This window comes from Microcystis sp. BLCC-F210, from assembly GCF_042134685.1.
Lineage (GTDB): Bacteria > Cyanobacteriota > Cyanobacteriia > Cyanobacteriales > Microcystaceae > Microcystis > Microcystis aeruginosa_D.
Genome location: NZ_CP169647.1, coordinates 3,141,762 through 3,164,921, shown reverse-complemented (window position 1 = coordinate 3,164,921; position 23,160 = coordinate 3,141,762). Strand labels below are relative to the sequence as shown.

Sequence of the window (23,160 nt, the reverse complement as noted above, 5' to 3'; positions counted from 1 at the left end):
TCAATGGAAACTAGAGGAAAATACAAGGGCAGGAAGGAAAACCCACCGAATCCGGACGGTAGGCCTCAGTTATATCAAGAGCCGAAGAAACGTCGCCACCTAACCGTGACTCAGGCTGGCTGGGAAGAAGTTCAAGCGATTGCGGAACAGTACAACCTATCGGTGTCGGAAATGTTGGAACGGTTAGCCCGCGGCGAGTTTGAACTGGTGCGGAAGGTTTCTTATTGACATCTCCCCGCTTTAAAAAGACGGGGATTGTAATCGGTGAATAGAATCGGGTTGAAATCCGATTCTATTCGATTACGATATATTTTAGAAAGGCTATCCAATTTATATCGTTGTGGCACTGTCAAAGATGCCCTACCCACCTTATCTAGAAAAACCCCTAGCTGTGTGGCTACTTTTTTAATGATATTGGCCGCACCGTTGCAATCAGCATTAATTAATTGACCACTAAAAGCTTTAAACAAACCTCTTTTCTACGGAAACTATTAAAAAATACATTGAGAATCAAACTAATGAATGATACAGGGGGATAAATCCCCTTGATCGAAGTCATCCCGTGTTTCGGTTCGGTTGCCTTGTCGATTCGGGTTCAGCAATTCTAAATTTGCCCTGTAGCAAGGCTTTTGGGAGTTAGTTCGCATAATACGGGGTAAAATTCAATGGGATGGCGAATTTCATTTCACGAGTCTTCGGGCTTTTGACGTGATAGTACACCCAAAGTTGCCCCAAAAATCCCCCTTTAAAATGTTCTCTAAATCCCTAAAAGGTTTGCTGTGTCTAAAACTGAGAATTGTTGATTCGGGTTCTTGAAGGTTGACTTGCGAGCTATGATCTGGTAGAAAGAGACTAGGGATTTCATGGGGATATTATGCCTAAACTGAGAAAAGCGGCCACAGAACCCTACAAGCAATTGATGGTAGAACTCCCCTTGAGTGAATACCAAATTCTTGAGGAATACTGCCAACAGTCTCAAGAAACAAAGGGACAGGTGGTTCTGACTTGGATTCGTCGCCTAAAATCTCATCTGTCTTCAAACGAGTCTTAATCAATGAAAAGAATCCTTATTCTGTCAGCAAATCCCAAAAACACGGCTCCATTGCGTCTTGATGAGGAAATGCGCGAGATTAAAGAAGGGCTACGACGAGCAGAACAACGAGATAATTTCGTTATTGAAACAGGGCAAGCCGTGAGGTACAGAGACATTCGCCGTGCCATCCTCGACTTTGAGCCAAATATTGTCCATTTTTCAGGACATGGTGCGGGGGAAGAAGGGTTAGCCTTTGAAGATGAAACAGGTCAAGTTAAGCTAGTTGAGGCTCAAGCATTAGCAAGTTTATTTGAGTTATTTGCTGACCAAATAGAATGCGTAGTTCTCAATGCTTGTTATTCGGAGGTTCAAGCAAAAGCGATCGCAGAGCATATTCCTTATGTGGTAGGGATGAGCAAATCCATTGGGGATAAAGCAGCCATTGAGTTTGCGGTGGGTTTCTATGATGCTTTAGGCGCGGGAAGGACGGTGGAATTTGCTTATAAATTAGGCTGTAATTCTATTGAGATAGCAGGAATATCAGAACATCTAACTCCACAATTATTGTCTAATTCTGACATATTGACCAATACAGTTTCGTCTCAAGCAGAAGTCAATCATCTAGGAGAACCCTCAACAAAATATAATCAAAAACAAACTACGATTGATCAATTAGATTCAGAATTAAAGGAAAAAGAAATGCCATCAGTTTTTATTTGTTATTCTCACAAAGATGAAATATGGAGAGATAAGCTTTTAGAATTTCTGCAATCTCTTAATTTCGAGAAACAAATAGTCTGGTCAGATCTTGATTTAGAACAGGGGGATATTTGGGATGAAAAGATTAAAGAAGTCTTACCCAAGGTAACGGTAGCAGTTGTTTTAGTAAGTCAAGCTATTCTTAATTCTACTTATGTTCGTAATGAAGAGTTACCTCGTCTTTTGCAAAGATTTGAAGATAAAAAAGTACGGATAATTCCTTTATTTGTTAAATATGCAGATGTTGAAAATGTTCCTTTTAACTACACTAATGAACAGGGAGAAGCTAAAACATTTTACTTAAATAACGCTCAGTCTCCCCCCAATAATTCTCCTCGCAATCCTCTCTATACTTTACCTGAACCAGAGCAAGATAAAGTCCTATTATCTGTTGTTCAAAATTTGCGATCGCTTATAGATAAAAAAAAAAGATAGAAGTTCCAAGTGATTTTGTTTTAGAAGAAGTTACTCAAAGACCAAAGGCGAGTATTTCGCATGATAATTTTATCAATCAAAATTCTCTTCATTTTGATAATGCACGTCTATATTTATCAATAAAATTGAAGAATGTAAGTTCTCAAAGTAATAATAGTGAATCTGAAAAATTTTCTGTTGATACTAAAGTCTCAATTCCTCAATCTCCTACAGACTATCAACAGGAAAATTTATTAGAGACGTTTCAAGAGAATGCAGCTTATACTCAAACTGAGATAGAAAAAAAGATCCCCAATCTACTAGAAGAATGTTATCAAAAATTAGAAGAAATTGGATTTGAGCAAGATGTTCATTTAGCAATAGAGTGGGTGTTTGATGATGATTTATTTTCACTAGATGTTGACTGTTGGAAATTTAAAGAAGATGAATATAGACTCCCTTCGGAGGCACAATGGGAATACGCTTGTCGTGCTATGACAGAACCCCTAGACCTCGCAAAAGGTGAATCTTACCCACCCTTTTACTTTGGAGAAACCCTCACTGATAAGTTAGCCAACTATAATGCTTCTAGAACTTATGCTGATGAACCCAAAGGCGAAAGTAGAAACAAAACCACCCCCGTTGGTCAATTTCCCCCCAATGCTTTCAGATTATACGATCTGCACGGAAATGTCTGGGAATGGTGTATGGATGACTGGCATGACAATTATGAAAATGCGCCTAGTGACGGTAGTGCTTGGCTTGATAATAATCAAGAGGAAAATCTTGATGCTGAAAATAGCCTAGAATCTACTGAAAAAGCAGATTCGGCAGGCTCACTGCAAGACGAAAATAATCCATATTCTGTCATGCGGGGCGGTTCCTGGGGCCTCTATCCTGTTATCTGCCGTTCCGCGTTTCGCAACTACGTCAGCCTCCGCCGCGTCCTCCGCATCAGCAATAACGGTTTTCGGGTAGTCTGCTCGCAGTGAGCCTGCCGAATCTGCGTATTCGGGAGAACTCTCTAACCCTTTTTCCTTTTTCCCCTTTTACCCTTTACTCTATGTTTTACTTTTTCCTTTTCCAAGCGGATCGCTATATTTTTGATTTTCCAATATCAAGGTTTGATGACATTAACCAAAGACAGGTTGATCGAATATATTTGTTAAACTGAGATCTGGTACCTAGTCTAAAATCCCAGATTTTTTACCGAAATTTTGGGTTAAAGCCCCGTCCTTTTAGGACGGCTTTTTAAACTATATCTTGTTAACTTAACTTTTATTGTGCTATACTGATTTTGTCTAAGTCCCCCCTGCGTAAAATGTTTGTCTTAGAGTTTAAAGTTAAAGCTAAAACTCAACAGTATCAAGCCATAGACGATGCTATTCGTACTGCTCAATTCATCCGTAACAAATGTGTAAGGTTATGGATGGATACAAAAGGTACGGGTAAGAACGATTTATACCGATATTCTAAAGAATTAGCTCAGGACTTTAAATTTGCCGATGAACTTAATTCAACTGCTAGACAGGCAAGTGCTGAACGTGCTTGGAGTTCAATTAGTCGTTTTTACGACAACTGTAAACGTAAAGTATCAGGCAAAAAGGGGTATCCTCAATTTAAAAAATCTCGCTCTGTTGAATACAAACAATCAGGATGGAAGCTTCTTAGCCCTAAAACTGTTAAGTTCACTGACAAGAAAAACATTGGTGTTCTTAAGTTGGTAGGAACTTGGGATTTAGGGTACTTTCAAGAATCCGATATTAAACGGGTTAGGTTGATTCGGAGAGCGGACGGTTATTATTGTCAATTTGTCCTTTCTTGTGACGTTAAAGAAGATGTTAAACCATCAGGTAAGTGTATTGGCTTAGATGTAGGTTTGGCTTCTTTCTATACAGATAACAATGGCAACAAGGTTGATAATCCTCAATTCTTGAGAAAGTCCCAGAAACGATTAAAACGACTTCAAAGGCGATTATCTAAAAAGAAAAAGGGAAGTAAAAATCGTCAAAAAGCTAGACAAAGATTAGCTAAAGCTCACCTTAAAGTAAGTAGGCAACGTCAAGACTTTGCTGTGAAATTAGCAAGGTGCGTAGTTCACTCTAATGATGTGATAGCCTACGAGGATTTAAGAGTTAAGAACTTAGTCAAGAATCATTGTCTAGCTAAATCGATAAATGATGCGGCCTGGTATCAGTTTCGGGAATGGATAGAGTATTTTGGGGTTAAATTCGGCAAGATAACGATTGCTGTCTCACCGAATTATACAAGCCAAAACTGTTCAAACTGTGGTGAAACTGTCAAAAAATCTTTATCGACTAGAACCCATCAGTGCAAATGTGGATGTGTTTTGGATAGGGATGAAAACGCCGCAATCAAGTGCGATTCGTTCAGTCGAAACCTAGAAATAGGGGAATGACTGGCTTCTGTTGAGTAACCCTAACTGGGTTGAGTACGCACTTTAATCCTCAGCAGATGACAACTTCATAACCTTGTAAGTGAGGGCTAGTATCCTAGAAACCCCAAGTATTACCTTCCAGACGCAGGAATGAAAGCAAACGCCCTTACGGTAGCGACTAGCCATCAATCCGTAAAGCAGGGAATCGAGCGGAAAAAGCGACTTATAGCCTAAATAAGTCAACCGTAAGCAAGTTCCTATGGATAACGAAAGTTAAGTCATCGTCCGAATTACCGTTACGGCGAAGCAGTGAAATAAGGCTGACACACTGCCAGTACCAAAAGGTCAATAGTATAGGGTGGTATAAGGATTTGTATCGATATACCAAGCGTTACCCAAAAACTCGGTAAAGAGATGACATCCTAAAGGGAACAAACCAAAGGTTATGAGGAACGAAGTAACCCTATTATTACTCTTTAGTAAAGGTCGAAAACTAAGAGCAGTCAGCTAAGACGAAAACTCTGCAATACAGCAGGTAATAGTAGGGAAAGATTGAGTCAAAAGCCAACGCCTATTTGTAACGAATAGGATATGCAGACGGACTCACGATTACATGGAATGAAAAGTTGTAAGTAGTAATGTAAAAGTTATGACCACTGTTCAACAGATGGATAAATGGAAGACTTGGCAAGACATCAATTGGAAAAAGGTTGAACGTCAGGTTTTTAAGTTACAAAAACGAATTTTCAGAGCGTCTAGTTGTGGAGATGTCAAGAAGGTTCACAGACTCCAAAAATTATTGTTAAAGTCCTACAGTGCTAAAGCGTTAGCGGTGCGTAGAGTAACCCAAGACAATCAAGGAAAGAAAACCGCAGGTGTGGATGGAGTTAAATCTCTAACCCCAAAACAACGGTTAACCCTAATGACTGAACTAAACTTGGGAACAAAGGTCAAACCCACACGCCGAGTATGGATTCCCAAACCCAACGGCGAAAAACGACCTTTAGGAATACCTACCATGAAAGACCGTGCCTTACAAGCACTAGCTAAACTGGTACTAGAACCAGAGTGGGAAGCCAAATTCGAGCCTAACAGCTATGGATTTAGAGTAGGACGCTCTTGTCACGATGCTATAGCAGGGATATTCGGCTCTTCGGTTTGTGTTATGCAATGGACGAGGGTTATAAGGGATGGAACCCTTATAGAGAAAGGCATTTAGCGATTTTTGTCAATTGTTTTTGATCTAGAGCGAACTAATCAATTAAATCTTTTGCCAGATAAGGATTTAGTCGATTTATGCAACCCTATCGAACCATACCAAGTAACGAAGAACCGGATATTCCAAGCCATTAACAAAAAGGCAAAGTATGTTCTTGATGCAGATATAGCTAAATGCTTTGACCGCATTGACCATCAAAAACTGTTAGAAAAACTTAACACCTACCCAACCATGAGGAAACAAATCAAATCATGGTTAAAAGCAGGAGTCATAGACGACAAACAGTTATTCCCAACCTCAGAAGGTACACCGCAAGGCGGAGTGTTATCGCCATTATTGGCAAATATAGCACTTCATGGGTTAGAGGAATTGGGGCTCTTCGGTAACTGTTATGCAAATAATTAACTTAAAATAAAATTCGATGAGAGAGCCTACGCCCAAAAATAGCTGAAACCCATACAGGAAAAGGTTTAAGGCACAAACTGGTTAATACAAAAAGATAGACAATCGAGTTAAGATTTGATATAATAGCCAAAAACCAGAGTATTTTACTTATGATACTTGACAAATTTTTGAACCTAGAAGGAACCTCTATTCAAGGCTATCTACACCTAGAAAATATCGGTATAGTTTTCCAAATCGAATCGAAAAATCAAAAAGCAATCTGTCCTCGTTGTGGGTTAGAGAGCGATAAACTCCACCAAAATCATCGACATTTAGTCAAAGATTTACCAATCTCAGGACAACCAGTGTACCTACAAGTTAATCGTCGTCAATTTAAGTGCGGTAATTGTCAGAAACCCTTTAGCGAAGAGTTAGATTTTGTCGCCAAGAAACGAACCTATACGAAAAGACTAGCCGAGAATATACTCGAACAATTAAAAGAAGGAGATATTTTAAATGTTAGCCGAAGAAATGACGTAACGGAAGAAGAGATTCAAAGAATGATAGAGGACATAGCTGAAGAAATTACAGAGACAGACCTATCGAAATTAAAAAGACTAGGAATTGATGAAATCGCTCTAGTCAAAGGACAAAAAAATTACTGTGCGGTTTTAGTAAATTTAGATACGGGAAAACTAATAGCTATTCTAGAGAAGCGAACACAAGAGGAGTTGAGGGAAACGCTTACAGGGTGGGGAAAAGAGGTGTTAGAGCAAATTGAAGAAGTCAGCATAGACCTTTGGTTGCCCTATAAAAATTTGGTGAAAGAATTGATGCCATCGGCCGAGGTAGTCGCCGATAGATTCCATGTAATGAAACAAATTAATCAAGAGTTAGACGAACAGAGAAAAGCAGAAAAAAGAGCCGTAGAAGCGCAGAAAAATAAAAAACAGAAAGCGGAAAAAGAAGCGAAGCTAGAAGTTTTAAAGCGAAGTAAATATAGCTTGTTAAAAAATGAAAAAGATTTAACGGAAACCCAAAAAATCAAACTAGAAGCTATCAAAGAAAATTTCCCAAGTTTGAAAAAGATGCACGAGTTAAAGGAAGAATTGAGAAAGATTTATGAAACCTCAGAGAATCCGACAGAAGGACTGCTATCTATCTCAGAATGGTTGGCAAAATCCTCCAGTGTTTTTACCAAGAGTTGTCAAACAATCCGAAACTGGTTTGGAGAAATAATTAGTTATTTCGAGCGAAGGACAACGAATGGGGTGGTCGAGGGAATCAACAATAAACTTAAACTAATAAAACGGAGAGGCTATGGATTTAGAAACTTTCGGAATTTTTGGGTTAGAAGTATGTTATCTTGGCATCTTGTCTGTTGATTTAGCATAAAGGGTAACGAAGAGCCGGAATTGGTTATGAATCTAGCACCCTCATTTGACATGAAACGCAAAGACGGGACACAAATGAGTGTTAGAGACAAAATAAAATCAGTGACCTTAATCCGATATGCAGACGATTTTGTGGTACTACATGAAAACCTAGGGGTTATTCTCCTAATCAAAAAGGAAATAGAGGGATGGTTACAAAACATCGGACTTGAGTTAAAACCAAGTAAAACAAGAATAGCCCACACACTGAGAGAACATGAAAGCGAACAAGCTGGATTCGACTTTCTAGGGTTTAATATAAGACAATTTCCCGTCGGTAAATACACCTCGGGAAAAGTCAGAGGTAATCTGCTTGGTTTCAAAACAATAATAACCCCTAACAAAGAGAGTCAAATAAGACACTATAGAGAACTTAAACGCATCATAAACACCAGCAAGGGAATCAACCAAGCTGAACTCATTAAAAGGTTAAACCCTGTAATAAGAGGATGGTGCAATTACTTCTCAACAGTGGTTAGTCAGAAAATTTTTGAAAGATTAACCCACATCCTAGGGCAGGGAGCATCTCACTTACGCGATGAGTAATTATACTTAGCCTAAAAGCCACTCTTAATCGTGTCTTGGAACGAAATAGAGGCTTTTAAAGACCGCGTACATGGAGAATTAAAACAAGAATTACCCTCGAAAAGCCTATTTTTCTACTAAGTATTTATGCTCATTGCAAAGGTGAGATGCTCCCCTAGGGCATAAACTCATCAAATGGGGGATAAAACGCCATCGAAACAAAGGAAGAAAGTGGATTTCTAAAAGACACTTTCACACAATAGGTGGCAATAACTGGGCTTTCACAACCAGAGAAGAAAATAATCCTCTAAGGTTGTACGAACATAGAGAAACGGAAATCCGACGCTATGTGAAGGTCAAAGGGAACGCCTCACCCTACAATGGAAACCTAGTTTATTGGAGTTCAAGAATGGGGACTCATCCCGAAATGCCAACAGAAATTTCAAAACTGTTGAAAAAGCAAAAAGGGAAATGTACTCACTGTGGACACTTCTTAAGAGATGGGGATTTAATGGAGATAGACCACATCACCCCTAAATCACTAGGGGGGAATAACAGTTACAATAACCTCCAACTTCTTCATCGACATTGCCATGATGAAAAGACAGCCAATGATGGCAGTCTAGGCAACAAATCTGACTGCAATAGTGTCAAGCCAGAACCGCCCATACCAGATAATTACATCTGGGTAAAGGATATGTTGGTAATGACGTAGGAATGACAAACCCCGTGTAGTTGAGGAGCGGAATGACGAGAAATTGTCACGTTCCGTTTTGTAGAGCAGTAGGAGAGGCGACTCTCTTACTGACTTTAATCATCCTTAAAAGGGGACTAAGTACGGTAGGGCATACCGGAACCTTTGGGCTCGATCCAATAAACGCTTGGGGAGAGAATACCTCTACTTTTTCAGAAGCAATTCTGTCTAAGCAAGTAATCTCTGTGAACCAAGAATCCCCGTCTCTTTAGAGCGGGGAGTGTCAATTAACGAATTTTTCGAGGTTCTCACTTAACGAATCGTTAAGTGAGGGGAGAATTGAAACTGACCATGGACATAACCCGATCCTTAGAGAGCGATCGATGACGCAGTGATCATCTTTCTGGGGGAGCAAATGATTTATCGAGTATTAACACGGAACAATTACAGATTAGAGAAACCAATTTTCAATCACTAAACCTTCTAAATCTTGAAAATCATCAACATTATTGGTAACTAAAGTCAAATTGTTGGTAAAAGCAATAGACGCTATTTGACCATCGACAAAAGTAGGACTCTTACCGAATTTAGACAATCTTGACCTTTCCCGTGCGTGATATTGGGCTGATTTTAAGTCATAATCGAATAAAGGTAGATTGGCTAAAATAACGTTATTTACATAATCCTCTAAGTCTTGGCGTTTTTTAGACAGAGGAAGTCGAAAACAACCAAATAATAGCTCATGGATAACCAGAGTAGCTGTGGCTATTTCCCGTTTAGATAATCTTAGCTTCGTCATGACCTTCTCATTCGGGTGAGGTCGTTTAGCCTCTGACAAAATATTAGTGTCTAGCAAATATTTGAGAGTCATAAACGAACATCTCTCCCCGTTGACTTGTCGCGTAAATTATCAAAACTATCATCATCAATACTTGCCAAATCTACTCTTTGCCTAAAATCTTGCAAGGCTGACCAAAAATCATTAACCTCTCTAATTTCTACTAATAACTCTTCATTATCAGGAAAATCAACTTCCTCTAATAACTCAATAGTTTTGCCTTTTTTAATTCCTTTAACTAACATGACATCAACTCCTTCTAAGCTTAACTAGCTACCAGCAAAAATTGTTTCATCAATAAAATTATAGCACTTAATAGAATAATTGAAGATTTCGGGAGTCACAGCGCTCCGAATTGTCAGAAAGATTGAGGAAAAATTAAAATTTTATTCCGTTCAAACCATGTAATTATTCCTACCTAAGGGTAAGCGCACCTAAAACGCTATTGACAATTAGCTTTGTGAGCAGCATGGGCATTTCAAGTGACGAAGGTTTTTCGGCTCTTCGTTACTTGGTATGGTTCGATCGGGGGGCATAAATCGACTAAACCCTTATCTGGCAAGGGATTTAATGGATTAGTTCGCTCCAGATCGCAAACAATTGACAAAAATCGCCAAACGTCTTTCTCTATAAGGGTTCCATCTTTTATAACTCCCCTCTATTACATAATACAAACTGAAGAACTGTTAATCACGACTATTGAAAATTGGTATAATTTATTGATCCATTACTACTTTAGCTGATAATTAACTTTATTTTTAGAGATGAATCTAATTTTATCAAGTAAAGCGGCCGCAAGACTCCAAGTAGAAGTGCAGTCAAGAGAAGATTTTATCGCTGATGTTAATGCTTGGCGAATTGATGTCCTCGATCTCAGGAAGCGAGGTATTTTTCTCATTACTCAGGAAAAGAGTTTATACACCTTAATTTCTTCGTACAAGCAGGGAATTAAGGGAATTATCGCTCAAATTACCACCATTGACCAGCAAGAGGGCGATTTCCCTGAAATTCATTATCTCAAATCCGAGAATAGGAGTCTGGTAAGCTCCATGAATAACATAAAGAATTTAATCGCTAAATTAGATCGGTACAATGCAGTTGATAACGAAAGATTTGCAGAAATAATTAATCAGACTCCCTTTAAATATTTATCTTACCGTACCCCGACCGAATGTTACCAAAATCTCTTGAATCAATCGAAGGGAGTACAATAAAACGGTCGTGTTTTAATCTGTGGAAGCCCGTTTAAATAGCATACCCGATCGTCCATCACGTCAAATGTTTTCCCTCTATTTTCTGATGCTATTTGACCCCGTTCGTCGTCATTCCCCGACCGTCGAGCGTCTGCGACCCCGTTTTCTGACAACGGGACGTTGTCGGGATGTCGAACGTGATAATCTAGGTATCTTGACATACTCCCACCGTCAAGCTACGCTGTGATGGGGGATTCTTGACCTATCACTATCAGAAATTCCTTGTTCAACGAGACAGCTTAGATTCTCAATGTCTTCATTAAGAGTCCAGAGGCTGGACTCTCCCAAGGCGTTTGGGTCGGTTTCTGTTTGCCCAACAGTACCGTTGAGATAATTTCCCAAATATTTCAACCCTTTTTTAAGAATATTTATTGCTGCATTATGATCCCTATCTAAGACTGTTTGATAATTAGGACATTGATGAGTTCTAGTGCTTAAGGTTTTTTGAATTCTCGTTCCACAAACTGAACAATCTTGAGAAGTGAAATGGGGAGGAACAGCAACACAAACAATCCGATAAATCTTAGAAAAATAATTCAACCATTCCGTGAATTGATACCAAGAAGCATCAGAAATAAGTCACCGTCACCCCTCTTAAATCTGAGATTTAAAAATCATCAATTAGGAGTTTTAACCATGAAAAAAACAACTCTTCCTATTAATTTATCTCAAGAAGAAATTAAACAATTTTGTCAGCGTCACTCGATCTGCAAGTTATCTTTATTTGGTTCAGTATTAAGGGATGATTTTACAAGAGAAAGTGATGTTGATGTTTTAGTAGAATTTGAACAAGGGAAGACTCCTGGTTTAGCTATTATTACGATGGAAGATGAGTTATCAAATATAATAAATCGCCAGATAGATTTAAGAACAGCGGCAGATTTAAGCCGTTATTTTCGTGAGCAAGTCTTAGCAGAAGCTATAGTTATTTATGAGCAAAATTGATAATTTAACTCGGCTAAAACACATCAGAGATTCAGCAAAAGAGGCATTATCTTTTGTAAATAATCGCACCAGACAAGATTTAGATGACGATAGGATGTTATCTTTAGCTCTCGTAAGATTAATTGAAATAATGGGCGAAGCTGCTAATAATGTTTCTGAACCTTGCCAAGTTAAGTATTTTAAAATCCCATGGCGACAAATCATCGGCATGAGAAATCGTATTGTTCATGCTTATTTTGATATTGACTTAGATATTGTCTGGCAAGTAATCACTCAAGATTTAGGTTTACTTTTGATTGAAGTTGAAAAGGCAATTAAAGAATTGGAAGCGTAAATTATGGGAACAGGAAACAGTTTCGAGCCAATAGACCTCTTAGACCTCTTGCAAAAGTCTTAATTTGATCCTTGTACAGCAACATTTTTGAAGATTATCAACTACTAATAAATAATTAACTGAAAGTCCCTCCCATTATTGTTTCTATCGTTTGTTTTCGGATTTATGCAAGAGGTCTATTGTAGTTGATCGGAAAAACCTAGAGCGTCCATAGATTTAACATATAGTAGTCCGTTTTGAGATGACGATTTTATTGACAGCGACTCTCTTTCACCTTTCTCTTAATTTTAGGTTTCTGCTAGGTCAAAATTGACTCTTTGATATAAATCTTGCAAAGAAATCTGCCAATCCACCGACACCAATTGTAAAACTGCATTTTCCTCCGTGAGGAAATCAACTAACCATTGATCATCCTTTTGTTTATAGTAACGTTCTACACTATAACTAGATTGTTCAATCAGAATATATTCCTGAAAAGTTGGCAAAGAACGATAGAATTTAAACTTATCCCCTCGATCATAAGCTTGGGTAGAATTAGAGAGAACTTCGACAATAATTAAAGGATTGATCACGTTAGATTGACTATTCCCTTGATAGAGAGGTTGACCTTTAATCACCATCACATCGGGATAGGTGTAAATACTATAATCTGATAGCCATAAACGCACCGTTTCCATATAGGTATAATAATCTTGATTATTGATATTTAAAGGAAAATTACGGCAAAAATTTAGACAAATCTGATTGTGATTAGTGGTGGCTCCTACCATTGGGATAATTTCTCCTTGATGATATTCATTTTTATCCTCGGATGTTTCCTCTAGGGCGAGATATTCTTCGGGAGTATAATATTTAGTTTCGGTAGTGCTTAACATTTTTGACTCTCCTTCTTCTTCTATTTTCTAGGATACAGCATTTCCCTAAAAAGAGATAAAGTTATCCTTGAGCAAGGTTATCATTTTCCCTTAATCTCTGGCAAAAAATGCGGAGAAATCCATAATTAAAAATCTAACTATCAAAATTGCTCACTTCAAGGGTTAAGATAAACTAGATAAATAGTTTTATGTTTAGTTTCTCCTATGTTTAACTGGTTCCGTCGTCAGAAAGTCCAACCCGAACAAGAACAAACACCCCCCGCACCCGTAGAGGAAACCCCCAGCGAGACAACCAGTCAGGAAGAGTATTTAGATTGGGCCAAAAAAGCCTTTAAAAATATTCAAGAGAAAAAAGCCACGGCCGAGGCCGTCGTCAGCGAAACCCCTGAAACATCCATTGCTGAAACAGAACCTCCGCAAGAGCAAGAACCAGTTAAAGAAGAAGAAACTGAGGATAATACCCCCGCATGGCTGAAAAAATCCGATCGCCTCGAAATTCTCAAAGAAACCGCCATCGAAACCCCCACAGAACCAGATGAAGATTTTATCTGGTCGGCCAAAGTTTTAGCCAATCAGGGACGACAAGCAGAGGACGTTTCGGAAGAAGAAATCACCTGGTTAAAAAAATTGCGTCAGGGTTTAGGCAAAACGCGCCGCAGCTTGGTCAATCAGCTTAAGGCCGTGGTCGGTCAGGGTCCCCTCAATCAAGACGCGGTGGAGGAAATCGAAGCTTTATTGCTTCAGGCCGATGTGGGGGTAGATGCCACCGATTATATTATCACTACCCTCCAAAATAAGCTAAAACAGGAAGCTCTGCCCCCCGAAAAAGCGATCGAATATCTCAAAGAAATTATCCGCGAGATTTTAGATGCACCTTTAGCCAATTATAGCAACCCCGGTTTTGAGCCAGAAAAAGGCAAATTAAATATCTGGATGCTCACAGGAGTTAACGGAGTCGGTAAAACAACGACTATCGGTAAATTAGCCCATTTATCTAAACAATCTGGCTATAGCTGTATAATTGCCGCTGCCGACACCTTTCGCGCTGCTGCCGTGGAGCAGGTGAAAGTTTGGGGAGAGCGATCGCAAGTCGAAGTCATTGCCAACCCGGGCAAAAATACCGACCCGGCCGCCGTGGTGTACGATGGCATCGAAGCCGCTAAATCCAGGGAGGTAGAATTACTCTTAGTGGATACGGCGGGAAGATTGCAGAATAAAAAGAACTTAATGGCAGAATTAAGCAAAATTCGCCGCATTATCGACAAAAAAGCCGAGAGTGCCGTGGTGGAATCCCTTCTAGTTCTCGATGCCACTTTAGGACAAAACGGCCTGCGACAAGCAGAAGTTTTCTCGGAAGCTGCCCAATTAAGCGGCGTGATCCTGACTAAAATCGATGGTACAGCTAAAGGGGGTGTTGCCCTTGCCGTAGCGCGTCAGCTTAACCTCCCGATTCGCTTTGTCGGCGCCGGGGAAGGAATCGAGGATCTGCGGCCCTTTTCCAGTTACGAATTCGTGGAAGCTTTACTGAGTGGCGATTGATCTCACCCTAGCTATCTTTCATAATCTTTTCATGGTTGCTTCATATTTGTCTCATTTTTAGTTATGCTAGAAATGGAGACTCGGGGTAACAACTATGCAAAGGACAATTACAGTTAGTCATCTGGGAGTATATTATCGCGGCGTGGAGGCCCTACGGGATATCACCCTGAAAATTCATCCGGGACGATTAACTGGTATTATCGGTCCCAACGGTGCGGGCAAAAGTACCCTGATCAAAGCCATGCTAGGATTAATTCCCGTACAACAGGGAAGCGTTAACTATCAAGGGCAATCTCTACAGCAACAACTGGATAAAGTCGCTTATGTTCCCCAAAGATCTCAAATCGACTGGACCTATCCCGTCACCGCTTGGGATGTGGTAATGATGGGGAGAGTCAGAAAAACCGGTTGGTTTCGTCCTTTTTCCCATATTAGTCGTCAACAGGCTTTAAACGCCCTAGAACGGGTGGAAATGGCTGATTTACGCCATCGTCCCCTCGGTCAGTTGTCGGGAGGACAACAGCAAAGAGTCTTTTTAGCCAGATCTTTGGCCCAAGAAGCGGAGATTTTCTGTTTTGATGAACCTTTCGTTGGGGTAGATCAAAAAACCGAGGGGATTCTTTTTAATATCTTTGGTGAGTTAGCCCAAGAAAATAAGATTGTCATGGTGGTTAACCATGATTTAGGCGAATCTATCACCCATTTTGCTGATTTAATCCTCTTAAATAAAGAATTGATCCTCGCCGATCAACGATCTAAGGTCTTAACTGATTTTAATCTCCGGCGTGCCTATGGGGGTAAAGTCTCTTTCTATGATGCCATGACACCACCAGATCATCGCCGATCGAGTCTCGATTATCTCGATCGCCTATCGAAAAACAATGGGATAAACTAGAAGTGAAGATATTTTGGCTGACTGCCGATAGGGACACCGATGAAAACTATTTCCCCGCAAGAAGTAACAGGAACGATCGAACTGGCTCCTAACTATCGAATTCCCCTGTTTTTGGTAATTTTATCGCTGCCTTTACTCTTTTTACAGGTCTGGCTCGGCATAATTTTCTCCCTGTTAGGACTATTCTTGATGTTCCAGACTACCCGCATTCGTCTCCAGTTTACCCCCACTTCCCTAGATGTCTATCTATCTGGGCAACAAATTCGCTCCTTTCCTTACCAAGAATGGCAAAATTGGCGGATTTTCTGGAACAAAGTCCCGATCCTATTTTATTTCAAAGAAATTAACAGCATTCATTTTTTGCCCATTATCTTTGACAGCGCAACCCTGAGACTTTGCCTCGAAAAATACTATCCTTTAGCAGCATCGCCAGCGATCGACTCAGAAGCGAACTAAGATTGAGATAAAATAAAATCTGGCTAATAGCGTCTTAATTGCCTGCCTTGGCCCTTTGTTCGCTCTGCATTTCTAAAGCCGATGACTTCAGAAGATTTTAATGTTTTACCCCTTGACAAAATGACAGACTTACCTAATGAATCTGTCGAAGAATTTAGTTTTGATGATCTGTGGAACGATCGCCCAGTAGAGAATCCCCAGCCATCGGCAATCGCCCCCGAAGGCGAATTAGTTCCCCCAGCGCAAGCGCAACCCCTACGAGCAGAAATCGAGGCTCTAGAACGGCAAAAACAGAGCCTAGCGGCAGAAATCTCGGCATTAAAAGCGGAGAAAGAACGCTTGATTGCCGAGGAATTGGGGGATATCAAAGCTCAAATCGAAAGAATGCTCAAGGAAGGCGTAAAAGACCTAGAACAACGCAAACAGGCTTTAGAAGTGGCGATCGAACAGTTAGAACGCCGTCGTGAGCGGATTCGACAGGAAATGCGGAGTAATTTCGCCGGAGTCTCCCAGGAGTTAGCCGTGCGGGTTCAGGGATTTAAAGACTATCTGGTGGGCAGTTTACAGGATTTGGCCGCGGCTGCCGAACAGTTGGAATTACCCCGTTTTGAAACCCCCGAAAAATCCCCCCGCTCCGTGGAACCCCCCCTGCGGATCGAACGGGAGGAAAACCCCCGTCCATCCCGTGGCAGTCAAGGCCGGGATGTTCGCGAAGAAAGTCCCCGTCCCCCCCGCAGCAGTAACCAGGGCCGGGATAATTGGCAAGAACCCCGTCGCTCTAACCGTTCGGGTTATGAATCGGAACCGGTGGGACAATCTGCCCCTAGACAGGGTTTTTCTGACCAAAATCAGCGCATACAAACTCTTTTAGACCGTTATCGCAGTCGTCCTGACTATTACGGTCCCCCTTGGCAATTACGGCGCACTTTTGAACCAATTCACGCCGAACGGGTGCAACAGTGGTTCTTTAAACAGGGGGGCCGGGGTACGGTTCGCGGTATGGGCAGCCGTCTCCAGAATATTCTGGTGGCTTCGGCAATTATCTCGATTATGGCGGAATTACAGGGCGATCGCTTCCGTTCTCTCGTTCTGGCTAATAGTCCCGAACGTTTAGGCGAATGGCGGCGCGGCCTCCAAGATTGTCTCGGCATTTCCCGCGCCGATTTTGGACCGGACCGCGGCATCGTTCTCTTTGAGTCTCCCGAAGCTTTAATTCAAAAAGCGGAACGTTTAATTGAGGATAAGTATTCACCGCTCATTATCATCGATGATACGGAAGAAAGGCTGAATTTCGCTCTTTTACAATTCCCCTACTGGTTAGCTTTTGCCCCTGAACCCCAACAAAGTTCTAGTTATTGGTATTAACTAATTAGCCCTTGAGTAGTGCGATACATTGGGCTAAAGAAGCGTTAGTTTTCACCGCTTGCGGGTTAATATGGGTGGCAGCAGCTCGATAACCTTGTTCTAAGAGAGCCGCAATTAAATCTTCTCTTTTGGGTAAATCTAATTTGCCCCTTCTCCCAATTTCCCGAAAGCTATAAAAATAGGGAGGAAAATCATTTTCTTCCCTCATTATTTCTAACAATTTAACTACCTTTTTCCACTGCCATTGAGCGGCTAAATCTGCCATCTTTTCTAGATAAAAGCGATCGTGTAAACTGCCTAACCACAAGGGTCCAGTTAAGGTTAAAGGTTGCCCGTCCCCAGAACAAACTATCTTGCCTAACTTTGGCCAAGGCACTGATTGATATTCCCCACAGCTATGACAATAACCGAGAAAACCGTAGTTATGACTATTTAATTGTCTATTAGCTGTTAACCGCACCATCACCCGATAACTTTGACCAAAAAAGAAAGAAAAAATCGGCGTAATTCCTAAACCTAATCGGGCCGATTCTAATTGCAAACCGGCGATAATTAATCTTAATCCCTGTTCGTGGGCAGCTGGATGATTGCGAGCATACGCTCCATAATCAGCTAAACTATTTTCTAGATTATGACCCGTCAGCGTCCGTCCATCGGTATTAGTCAGATAAATTAAACCACCGATTTTAGTGGCTAAAGGAATAGCACTAAACAGAGATGCGGGAGAACCAAAAGCATCAATATCAACTAGATCATAATGGTCTTTTTCAAGATAACATTCTAGGAGAACTTCTTGAGCAGATTTATAGGTTATCTTCCCTTTTTTCTGTTGTAATAAACTCTCTAAGTTAGCGGCTAAAGTTGGCTTAATTTCTGGATTCCCATCATTAACCCACAGCCAATCCGCACCACTTTCTAACCAATACCTGAGCGCTCGCACACCAGAGCCGCTCATTACTTCTAAAACCCGCAAACTTCCCCGCTCTTTTTGGGCAATTGCCGCCCCTAAAACTCCTAAATCTCGGACGATTTTACTCTCCGGTCGATAGAAAGTATTGTTGATATTAAATATCGCTTTTTCTTCCTGCATCGCTCATCTCATAATTAGCACTCGATCGCTTCTTTTGTCTTTCCACAATTCCCTAGGAGGGGAAAAGGTCAACCACTGCCAAAATCCATCAGACATCAAGATAGAAGATAAATCTAAAGAAAGTATGAAATTGGCAGAAATTACCGATTTTTTTAGTATTATATCTCTGAAAAGCTGATAGTTTCCCCGTGAGAACGGCAAATTAAAGGTGAAAAAATAGTTATTTTTTTGCATCTTATAAGTAGGGTTTGCTAAATAAATGTGAAATGTAGGCAAGGTAAGAGTTTTGTGGCTTTTCTCGCGAAACAGGTGCAAGATTTTGAGAGAATCGTCGTTCAAAACCTTGCGTCTTCATCGGCCCGCATCCTGTAGGGGCGAAGCATTCGGGCAATAACCTATCGGTGAAACCAGAGATTTTCTATCCGAATGCTTCGCCCGTACTTTTTGCCGCAAACCTTAAGTAGTTAGGTGTTAAAAACTATCAGTTCCCCCCTTATCAAGGGAGATTAAGGGGGGATCGAACCCAACATCTATCTTAGATGCGGAAAGTTACCGCTAAAGTTTGATTGCTTAAAGAGTTAAGTGCTGATAGCGAGTCCTGTGGGGTCGCTATTTTTTTCGTCCCCACCGACAAAATTGAGCAGCGCTCGTCGTCCCTGCTCACCTCGATCGAGTAAAGTAATCTCTAGATAATTTTCCGGCAAAAAAGTTAAACGTTCCGACCATTCGATCGCCACTATCCCTAAATCCACCTCGATTCCCTGCCAATAATTTTCTAGGTACAGCGCCTCGATATCTTGACCCTGCAAACGGTACAAATCCAAATGATACAAAGGAAGGCGGCCTTCGCTATACTCGTTAACGAGGGTGAAGGTAGGACTAGCTATAGGCTCTTGAATGCCCAATCCTAAGCCAATTCCCTGTACTAAGGTGGTTTTTCCCGCTCCCAAATCGCCTTTTAATAAAATTACACTGCCGGAGGCCAGGGTTTGCGCCAGTTTTTCCCCTAAATTGACAGTAGCTTCTCGATCGGGTAAGTCGATAATCATTTTTTCCGCTAGGATGCCAATTAATCACTGATTCTAATATAGCGATCAGACCAGCTTTCTGGCCTCCTTGGCTCTGGGGGGCTAAATCTGGTCTTTTGATCGAGAAAAATAGAAGCAGTTAAACTCATCTCTTATCACTTAGTCTTGCCTTTGGTCAAATGGTCGCTATCAGGACAGAGATAAGCGATCGGTGAAACCTTTTGGTAGATTAGACTAAATGGGAGTTGGTTAACTGCTTTTATAAAATTGATTGTTCCCTAACCATCACCATTGTCTAGGGTCGAAGGCAATAAAACAACCGAAGTTTAGGACTTTAAGCCAGAAGTTAAGAAAAAAAGTGAAATTATTATTTTTGAGTAATGGCCACGGTGAAGATGAGATTGCGATCCGGATTATTAAAAGACTGCAATCATCTCCCCACTGTCCGGATATTACTGCGTTACCCCTAGTGGGTAACGGTTATGCTTATACTCGTCTGGGGATTCCCCTTCTCGATCGAGGTCAAAAAATGCCCTCTGGGGGTTTTATCACCGGGGATGTCAAACAATTATGGCGAGATCTACGAGAGGGATTATTAGGATTAACCTCCCGTCAATACCGTCTGGTCAGAAATTGGGGCCAAGAAGGGGGAAAAATTGTCGCAGTGGGAGATATTTTACCCCTTGCCCTTGCTTGGTTGAGCGAGACAGATTATGCTTTTGTGGGAACGGCTAAATCAGAATACTATCTCCGGGATGAGCAGGGATGGTTAGATAGTAGCTCGATGATCGATCGCCTCTGGGGTTCCTACTATTATCCCTGGGAACGCTGGTTAATGGCCCGTCCTCGCTGTCGGGGGGTTTTTCCCCGGGATAGTTTAACTAGCAAAATTTTACAACAGTGGTCAATTACCGTTGTCGATGGGGGTAATCCGATGATGGATGACCTTTTACCCTCGATAACAGACGATTTTCCCCAAGATTGCCTAACTATTCTGCTGCTACCCGGTTCGCGCTTTCCCGAATCTCTCCACAATTGGCAGCAAATTCTCGCAGCTGTGGCGGCCATAATTGGACGTTTTCCCGATTACAAGCTGGAATTTTTGGCGGCGATCGCTCCTTCTCTCCCCCTAGAATCTTTTACGGCTGCCTTAATTGACCGGGGTTGGCGAGAACACAGCACAAATAAGTTTATTTGTCAAGAGGTATTTATAACTATTTCTCAAAGGGATTACGCCGAATATTTAGGCCGTTGCCATCTAGCGATCGCCATGGCGGGAACTGCCACGGAACAGTTCGTCGGTTTGGGTAAACCGGCGATCACAATTGCGGGATCTGGACCACAGTTTACTCCCCATTTTGCCAAACTGCAACAGCGTTTATTAGGCTGTTCAATTCTCTTAGGCGATAGTGCCGAGTCAGTGGCCGACAAGTTAGAATATTTATTACAAAATCCCCCAAAGTGGCAAGAAATCGCCGTTAATGGTCGTCAGAGAATGGGACCGGCCGGTGCCTCCGATCGCATTGCCCAATGGTTACTAGACGATTTTTGCCCTTAAATGAAAGTATCGGTCTGATTTTCGCCCCTAGTGGGCCCCTCAAAAACAGTTTCTAGGGCGATTTTTTGGGCGCTTGCTTGTTGTCCATAGCTGAAAAGATAGGGAATTTCTCCGCTTTGTTGACGAAACCACTGGAAAACGTAGGGACTACCATAAATAATCAATGCTTGAATCTGTCCGGTTTTCAGCAAAGCTTGATAGACAGCTTTCGTTTCCTCCCCTAATCCGGCACTACCCCGAAAAGGATTGCCACGGATGAATACTTGTAGGAGAGTCGTTTCTGGGGAGACGAGGGACTGATTAAAGGTGCTACGGTCGATTATTTGGGTTTGATAACCCCATTGTCGGGGAATTGTCACCGCCGGACAAGAGCGATCGAGAAAGTCACAATTGAGTAAATCATCGATAATGATTAAATTGCGGCCTTGAGTGGCTTTAATGGGTAAATTACCGCTAACTGTTTGGGAATCTTTTAAAATATCGCTGACAATCTCTAGAGCTTGCGGTGCCGCTAAACTGCTTAAGGATTCTAAGGATGGCTGTCTTTGCCCTAATTTCTCTTTTGCTCGTTGAATACGCTGCCAAGAATCATTAATTCTGGCTTCGCTAATTGTACCCGCTTGTACGGCACTATACACCGCTTCGATCGCTTCGATCGGATCGGGAGGCATTAATAGTATATCAGCCCCCGCCTGTACCGCCTTCACTGCTATGGCGGCAGCACTAGCAATTTTAGTCACTCCTCCCATAATCAGGGCATCAGTGACAATTAAACCCTGAAAACCGAGATTTTGGCGCAGTTTTTCCTCGAGAATTTTCGAGGAAAGAGTGGCAGGAAATTCGGCATCCCAAGCGGGAATTAACAGATGGCCTGACATAATACTATCAACCCCCGACTCGATCGCCGCTTGAAAGGGGGGCAATTCGATCGCTTCTAGGCGATGATCATCGTGGTTGATGATGGGAAGATCGAGATGGGAGTCATTGCTGGTGTCACCGTGGCCGGGAAAATGTTTGGCCGTGGTCAAAACTGGATAGGAATCCGCCCCTAAAATAAAAGCTTGAGCTAGATTAGCGACGATTTCGGGAGTTTCAGCGAAGGAACGAATATTTATAACCGGATTGTCGGGATTATTGTTCACATCGACAATTGGGGCTAAAATCCAGTTAATCCCGATCGCTAGAGCCTCCTTAGCCGTAATTGCTCCCATTTCCTTAGCATATTCTGTGGCTTTTGTCAAGCTTTTTTCAGCTATTTTTCCTAAAGCCATCGGGGGGGGAAACCAAGTAGCACCGGAAAACCTTTGGCCGACTCCCTCCTCGATATCGGCAGCAATGAGCAGAGGATTATCCCCGGACCAACTTTGTAATTGTTGGCTACGGAAAGCGATTTCGGCGGCGCTACCTCCTAAGAGAATCACCCCACCGAGGTGGAGGGTTTCTAACCAATGTTTCAGGGTAGCGTTGACAGGTTCCCAAGCAGGATAGCGGATTTGTTGGTCAAAGAGATAGCCGGAAGCGCGGACTACTATCATCTGACCAATACGTTCTTTTAGGGATAAAATGCGATCGCTCACTATTCAGTTATCAGTTATCAGTTATCAGTTATCAGTTATCAGTTATCAGGTTTAAGTTCCCAGTTTTGCCTAAATTTAGTCATCTTCTACTGGTCACTGGTCACTGGTCACTGGTCACTGGTCACTGGTCACTGGTCACTGGTCACTGTTCACTGGTCACTGATATCGGAATCGTCATCTTCTGGGGGTCGATCGCTTTTAATATGATCAAGAAGGTGTAACATTCGATCGCCGCGTTCGAGGGAAGAATCTTCTAGGAAGACCACTTCGGGGGTGCGTCTGAGACGGATGCGTTGACCGAGTTCGCGCCGGACGAATCCCGCAGCAGCTTTTAAACCGGCCATAGTTTCGGCCTTTGCATCTTTGTTGCCGTAGATAGACACAAAAATCCTAGCGTGTTGCAGGTCGTGGGAGAGATCCACATCGGTAACGCTAACCATACCAGCACCGACCCGATCATCTTTAATTTCCATTAATAACATTTGGCTGACCTCGCGCTTAATTAGCGAGGACACGCGAGATACTCGACGGTCGTTAGCCATAATTTT

General features: G+C 41.7%; 24 protein-coding genes and 4 pseudogenes. 20 read left to right on the top strand and 8 right to left on the bottom strand.

The window, feature by feature from the left end:
* Positions 1-105: 105 nt before the first annotated feature.
* The 11 genes and pseudogenes from ACE3JL_RS15120 to ACE3JL_RS15070 form a co-directional block, all read left to right on the top strand.
* Entirely contained in the window at positions 106-228 is a 123-nt protein-coding gene (locus ACE3JL_RS15120; protein ID WP_375327838.1) for a hypothetical protein, read from the top strand.
* Between the two features lie 646 nt (positions 229-874).
* Positions 875-1,051, top strand: coding sequence for a hypothetical protein (locus tag ACE3JL_RS15115; protein ID WP_375327837.1), 177 nt, complete (start codon positions 875-877; stop codon positions 1,049-1,051).
* Between the two features lie 3 nt (positions 1,052-1,054).
* A complete protein-coding gene (locus ACE3JL_RS15110) occupies positions 1,055-2,227 on the top strand; it encodes a TIR domain-containing protein (protein WP_375327836.1) in 1,173 nt (390 codons plus the stop codon).
* Positions 2,228-2,352: 125 nt separating this feature from the next.
* Positions 2,353-3,198, top strand: a complete 846-nt coding sequence (locus ACE3JL_RS15105; protein ID WP_375327835.1) for a formylglycine-generating enzyme family protein — start codon at positions 2,353-2,355, stop codon at positions 3,196-3,198.
* Positions 3,199-3,527: 329 nt separating this feature from the next.
* A complete protein-coding gene (locus tag ACE3JL_RS15100) occupies positions 3,528-4,625 on the top strand; it encodes an RNA-guided endonuclease InsQ/TnpB family protein (RefSeq protein WP_375329616.1) in 1,098 nt (365 codons plus the stop codon).
* Between the two features lie 628 nt (positions 4,626-5,253).
* Positions 5,254-5,745 (top strand): annotated as a pseudogene (locus ACE3JL_RS15095) (reverse transcriptase N-terminal domain-containing protein); the annotation flags it as partial.
* A gap of 195 nt (positions 5,746-5,940) precedes the next feature.
* Positions 5,941-6,192: pseudogene (locus tag ACE3JL_RS15090) on the top strand (reverse transcriptase domain-containing protein); the annotation flags it as partial.
* Positions 6,193-6,377: 185 nt separating this feature from the next.
* Entirely contained in the window at positions 6,378-7,592 is a 1,215-nt protein-coding gene (locus tag ACE3JL_RS15085; RefSeq protein ID WP_375327834.1) for an ISL3 family transposase, read from the top strand.
* A 36-nt stretch (positions 7,593-7,628) separates the two neighbouring features.
* A complete protein-coding gene (locus tag ACE3JL_RS15080) occupies positions 7,629-8,186 on the top strand; it encodes a group II intron maturase-specific domain-containing protein (protein WP_375327833.1) in 558 nt (185 codons plus the stop codon).
* Positions 8,187-8,574: 388 nt separating this feature from the next.
* On the top strand, positions 8,575-8,880 hold the full coding sequence (locus ACE3JL_RS15075) for an HNH endonuclease (protein WP_375327832.1): 306 nt from the start codon (positions 8,575-8,577) through the stop codon (positions 8,878-8,880).
* A gap of 98 nt (positions 8,881-8,978) precedes the next feature.
* Positions 8,979-9,131, top strand: a pseudogene (locus tag ACE3JL_RS15070) (RNA-guided endonuclease TnpB family protein); the annotation flags it as partial.
* Between the two features lie 179 nt (positions 9,132-9,310).
* On the opposite strand, the gene ACE3JL_RS15065 reads toward ACE3JL_RS15070, so the two are convergent.
* Both ACE3JL_RS15065 and ACE3JL_RS15060 read right to left on the bottom strand, forming a co-directional pair.
* A complete protein-coding gene (locus tag ACE3JL_RS15065) occupies positions 9,311-9,730 on the bottom strand; it encodes a type II toxin-antitoxin system VapC family toxin (RefSeq protein ID WP_271991639.1) in 420 nt (139 codons plus the stop codon).
* The gene (locus ACE3JL_RS15060) at positions 9,727-9,942 is read right to left on the bottom strand and encodes a hypothetical protein (protein WP_002803494.1); all 216 of its coding nucleotides are present in this window, start codon (positions 9,940-9,942) and stop codon (positions 9,727-9,729) included. The genes ACE3JL_RS15065 and ACE3JL_RS15060 overlap by 4 nt, the downstream gene beginning before the upstream one ends.
* Positions 9,943-10,461: 519 nt before the next feature.
* On the opposite strand from ACE3JL_RS15060, the gene ACE3JL_RS15055 reads away from it, so the two are divergent.
* Positions 10,462-10,911 carry a hypothetical protein gene (locus tag ACE3JL_RS15055; RefSeq protein ID WP_375327831.1) on the top strand — a complete coding sequence of 150 codons (450 nt, stop codon included), beginning with the start codon at positions 10,462-10,464 and terminating at the stop codon, positions 10,909-10,911.
* Positions 10,912-10,930: 19 nt separating this feature from the next.
* Positions 10,931-11,137: a hypothetical protein gene (locus tag ACE3JL_RS15050; RefSeq protein ID WP_375327830.1), complete on the top strand. Its 207-nt coding sequence runs from the start codon at positions 10,931-10,933 to the stop codon at positions 11,135-11,137.
* Here the strand turns inward: ACE3JL_RS15050 and ACE3JL_RS15045 are convergent.
* Positions 11,122-11,526, bottom strand: a pseudogene (locus ACE3JL_RS15045) (zinc ribbon domain-containing protein); the annotation flags it as partial. The gene ACE3JL_RS15050 and the pseudogene ACE3JL_RS15045 sit on opposite strands and share 16 nt — an antisense overlap.
* 60 nt (positions 11,527-11,586) lie before the next feature.
* Between ACE3JL_RS15045 and ACE3JL_RS15040 the strand changes: the two are divergent.
* Both ACE3JL_RS15040 and ACE3JL_RS15035 read left to right on the top strand, forming a co-directional pair.
* The gene (locus ACE3JL_RS15040; RefSeq protein ID WP_271991629.1) at positions 11,587-11,895 is read left to right on the top strand and encodes a nucleotidyltransferase family protein; all 309 of its coding nucleotides are present in this window, start codon (positions 11,587-11,589) and stop codon (positions 11,893-11,895) included.
* Complete coding sequence (locus ACE3JL_RS15035) at positions 11,882-12,229, top strand: DUF86 domain-containing protein (protein WP_024968660.1); 348 nt, start codon at positions 11,882-11,884, stop codon at positions 12,227-12,229. Before ACE3JL_RS15040 ends, ACE3JL_RS15035 begins: the two co-directional genes overlap by 14 nt.
* A gap of 287 nt (positions 12,230-12,516) precedes the next feature.
* On the opposite strand, the gene ACE3JL_RS15030 is transcribed toward ACE3JL_RS15035, so the two are convergent.
* Positions 12,517-13,104, bottom strand: a complete 588-nt coding sequence (locus tag ACE3JL_RS15030; protein ID WP_271991625.1) for a Uma2 family endonuclease — start codon at positions 13,102-13,104, stop codon at positions 12,517-12,519.
* A 204-nt stretch (positions 13,105-13,308) separates the two neighbouring features.
* On the opposite strand from ACE3JL_RS15030, the gene ftsY reads away from it, so the two are divergent.
* The 4 genes from ftsY to ACE3JL_RS15010 all read left to right on the top strand — a co-directional run bounded on the left by ftsY (position 13,309) and on the right by ACE3JL_RS15010 (position 17,359).
* Complete coding sequence (ftsY, locus tag ACE3JL_RS15025; RefSeq protein ID WP_375327829.1) at positions 13,309-14,643, top strand: signal recognition particle-docking protein FtsY; 1,335 nt, start codon at positions 13,309-13,311, stop codon at positions 14,641-14,643.
* Between the two features lie 94 nt (positions 14,644-14,737).
* Positions 14,738-15,538, top strand: a complete 801-nt coding sequence (locus tag ACE3JL_RS15020) for a metal ABC transporter ATP-binding protein (RefSeq protein ID WP_375327828.1) — start codon at positions 14,738-14,740, stop codon at positions 15,536-15,538.
* A 39-nt stretch (positions 15,539-15,577) separates the two neighbouring features.
* Entirely contained in the window at positions 15,578-15,994 is a 417-nt protein-coding gene (locus ACE3JL_RS15015; RefSeq protein WP_002761589.1) for a DUF3119 family protein, read from the top strand.
* A gap of 81 nt (positions 15,995-16,075) precedes the next feature.
* Positions 16,076-17,359, top strand: coding sequence for a DUF3086 domain-containing protein (locus tag ACE3JL_RS15010; protein WP_375327827.1), 1,284 nt, complete (start codon positions 16,076-16,078; stop codon positions 17,357-17,359).
* Between the two features lie 4 nt (positions 17,360-17,363).
* Here ACE3JL_RS15010 and ACE3JL_RS15005 read toward each other — a convergent pair whose 3' ends face one another.
* Both ACE3JL_RS15005 and tsaE read right to left on the bottom strand, forming a co-directional pair.
* Positions 17,364-18,449: a tRNA (guanine-N1)-methyltransferase gene (locus ACE3JL_RS15005; RefSeq protein ID WP_375327826.1), complete on the bottom strand. Its 1,086-nt coding sequence runs from the start codon at positions 18,447-18,449 to the stop codon at positions 17,364-17,366.
* A gap of 578 nt (positions 18,450-19,027) precedes the next feature.
* Positions 19,028-19,498: a tRNA (adenosine(37)-N6)-threonylcarbamoyltransferase complex ATPase subunit type 1 TsaE gene (gene tsaE, locus ACE3JL_RS15000; protein WP_271991612.1), complete on the bottom strand. Its 471-nt coding sequence runs from the start codon at positions 19,496-19,498 to the stop codon at positions 19,028-19,030.
* A gap of 337 nt (positions 19,499-19,835) precedes the next feature.
* Here tsaE and ACE3JL_RS14995 point away from each other — a divergent pair, with 337 nt between their 5' ends.
* A complete protein-coding gene (locus ACE3JL_RS14995) occupies positions 19,836-21,035 on the top strand; it encodes a lipid-A-disaccharide synthase-related protein (protein ID WP_375327825.1) in 1,200 nt (399 codons plus the stop codon).
* On the opposite strand, the gene ACE3JL_RS14990 is transcribed toward ACE3JL_RS14995, so the two are convergent.
* Positions 21,032-22,612, bottom strand: coding sequence for a glycoside hydrolase family 3 N-terminal domain-containing protein (locus tag ACE3JL_RS14990; protein ID WP_375327824.1), 1,581 nt, complete (start codon positions 22,610-22,612; stop codon positions 21,032-21,034). The genes ACE3JL_RS14995 and ACE3JL_RS14990 overlap by 4 nt on opposite strands.
* A gap of 149 nt (positions 22,613-22,761) precedes the next feature.
* Positions 22,762-23,154, bottom strand: a complete 393-nt coding sequence (gene rbfA, locus ACE3JL_RS14985; RefSeq protein WP_002735717.1) for a 30S ribosome-binding factor RbfA — start codon at positions 23,152-23,154, stop codon at positions 22,762-22,764.
* Positions 23,155-23,160 lie beyond the last annotated feature (6 nt).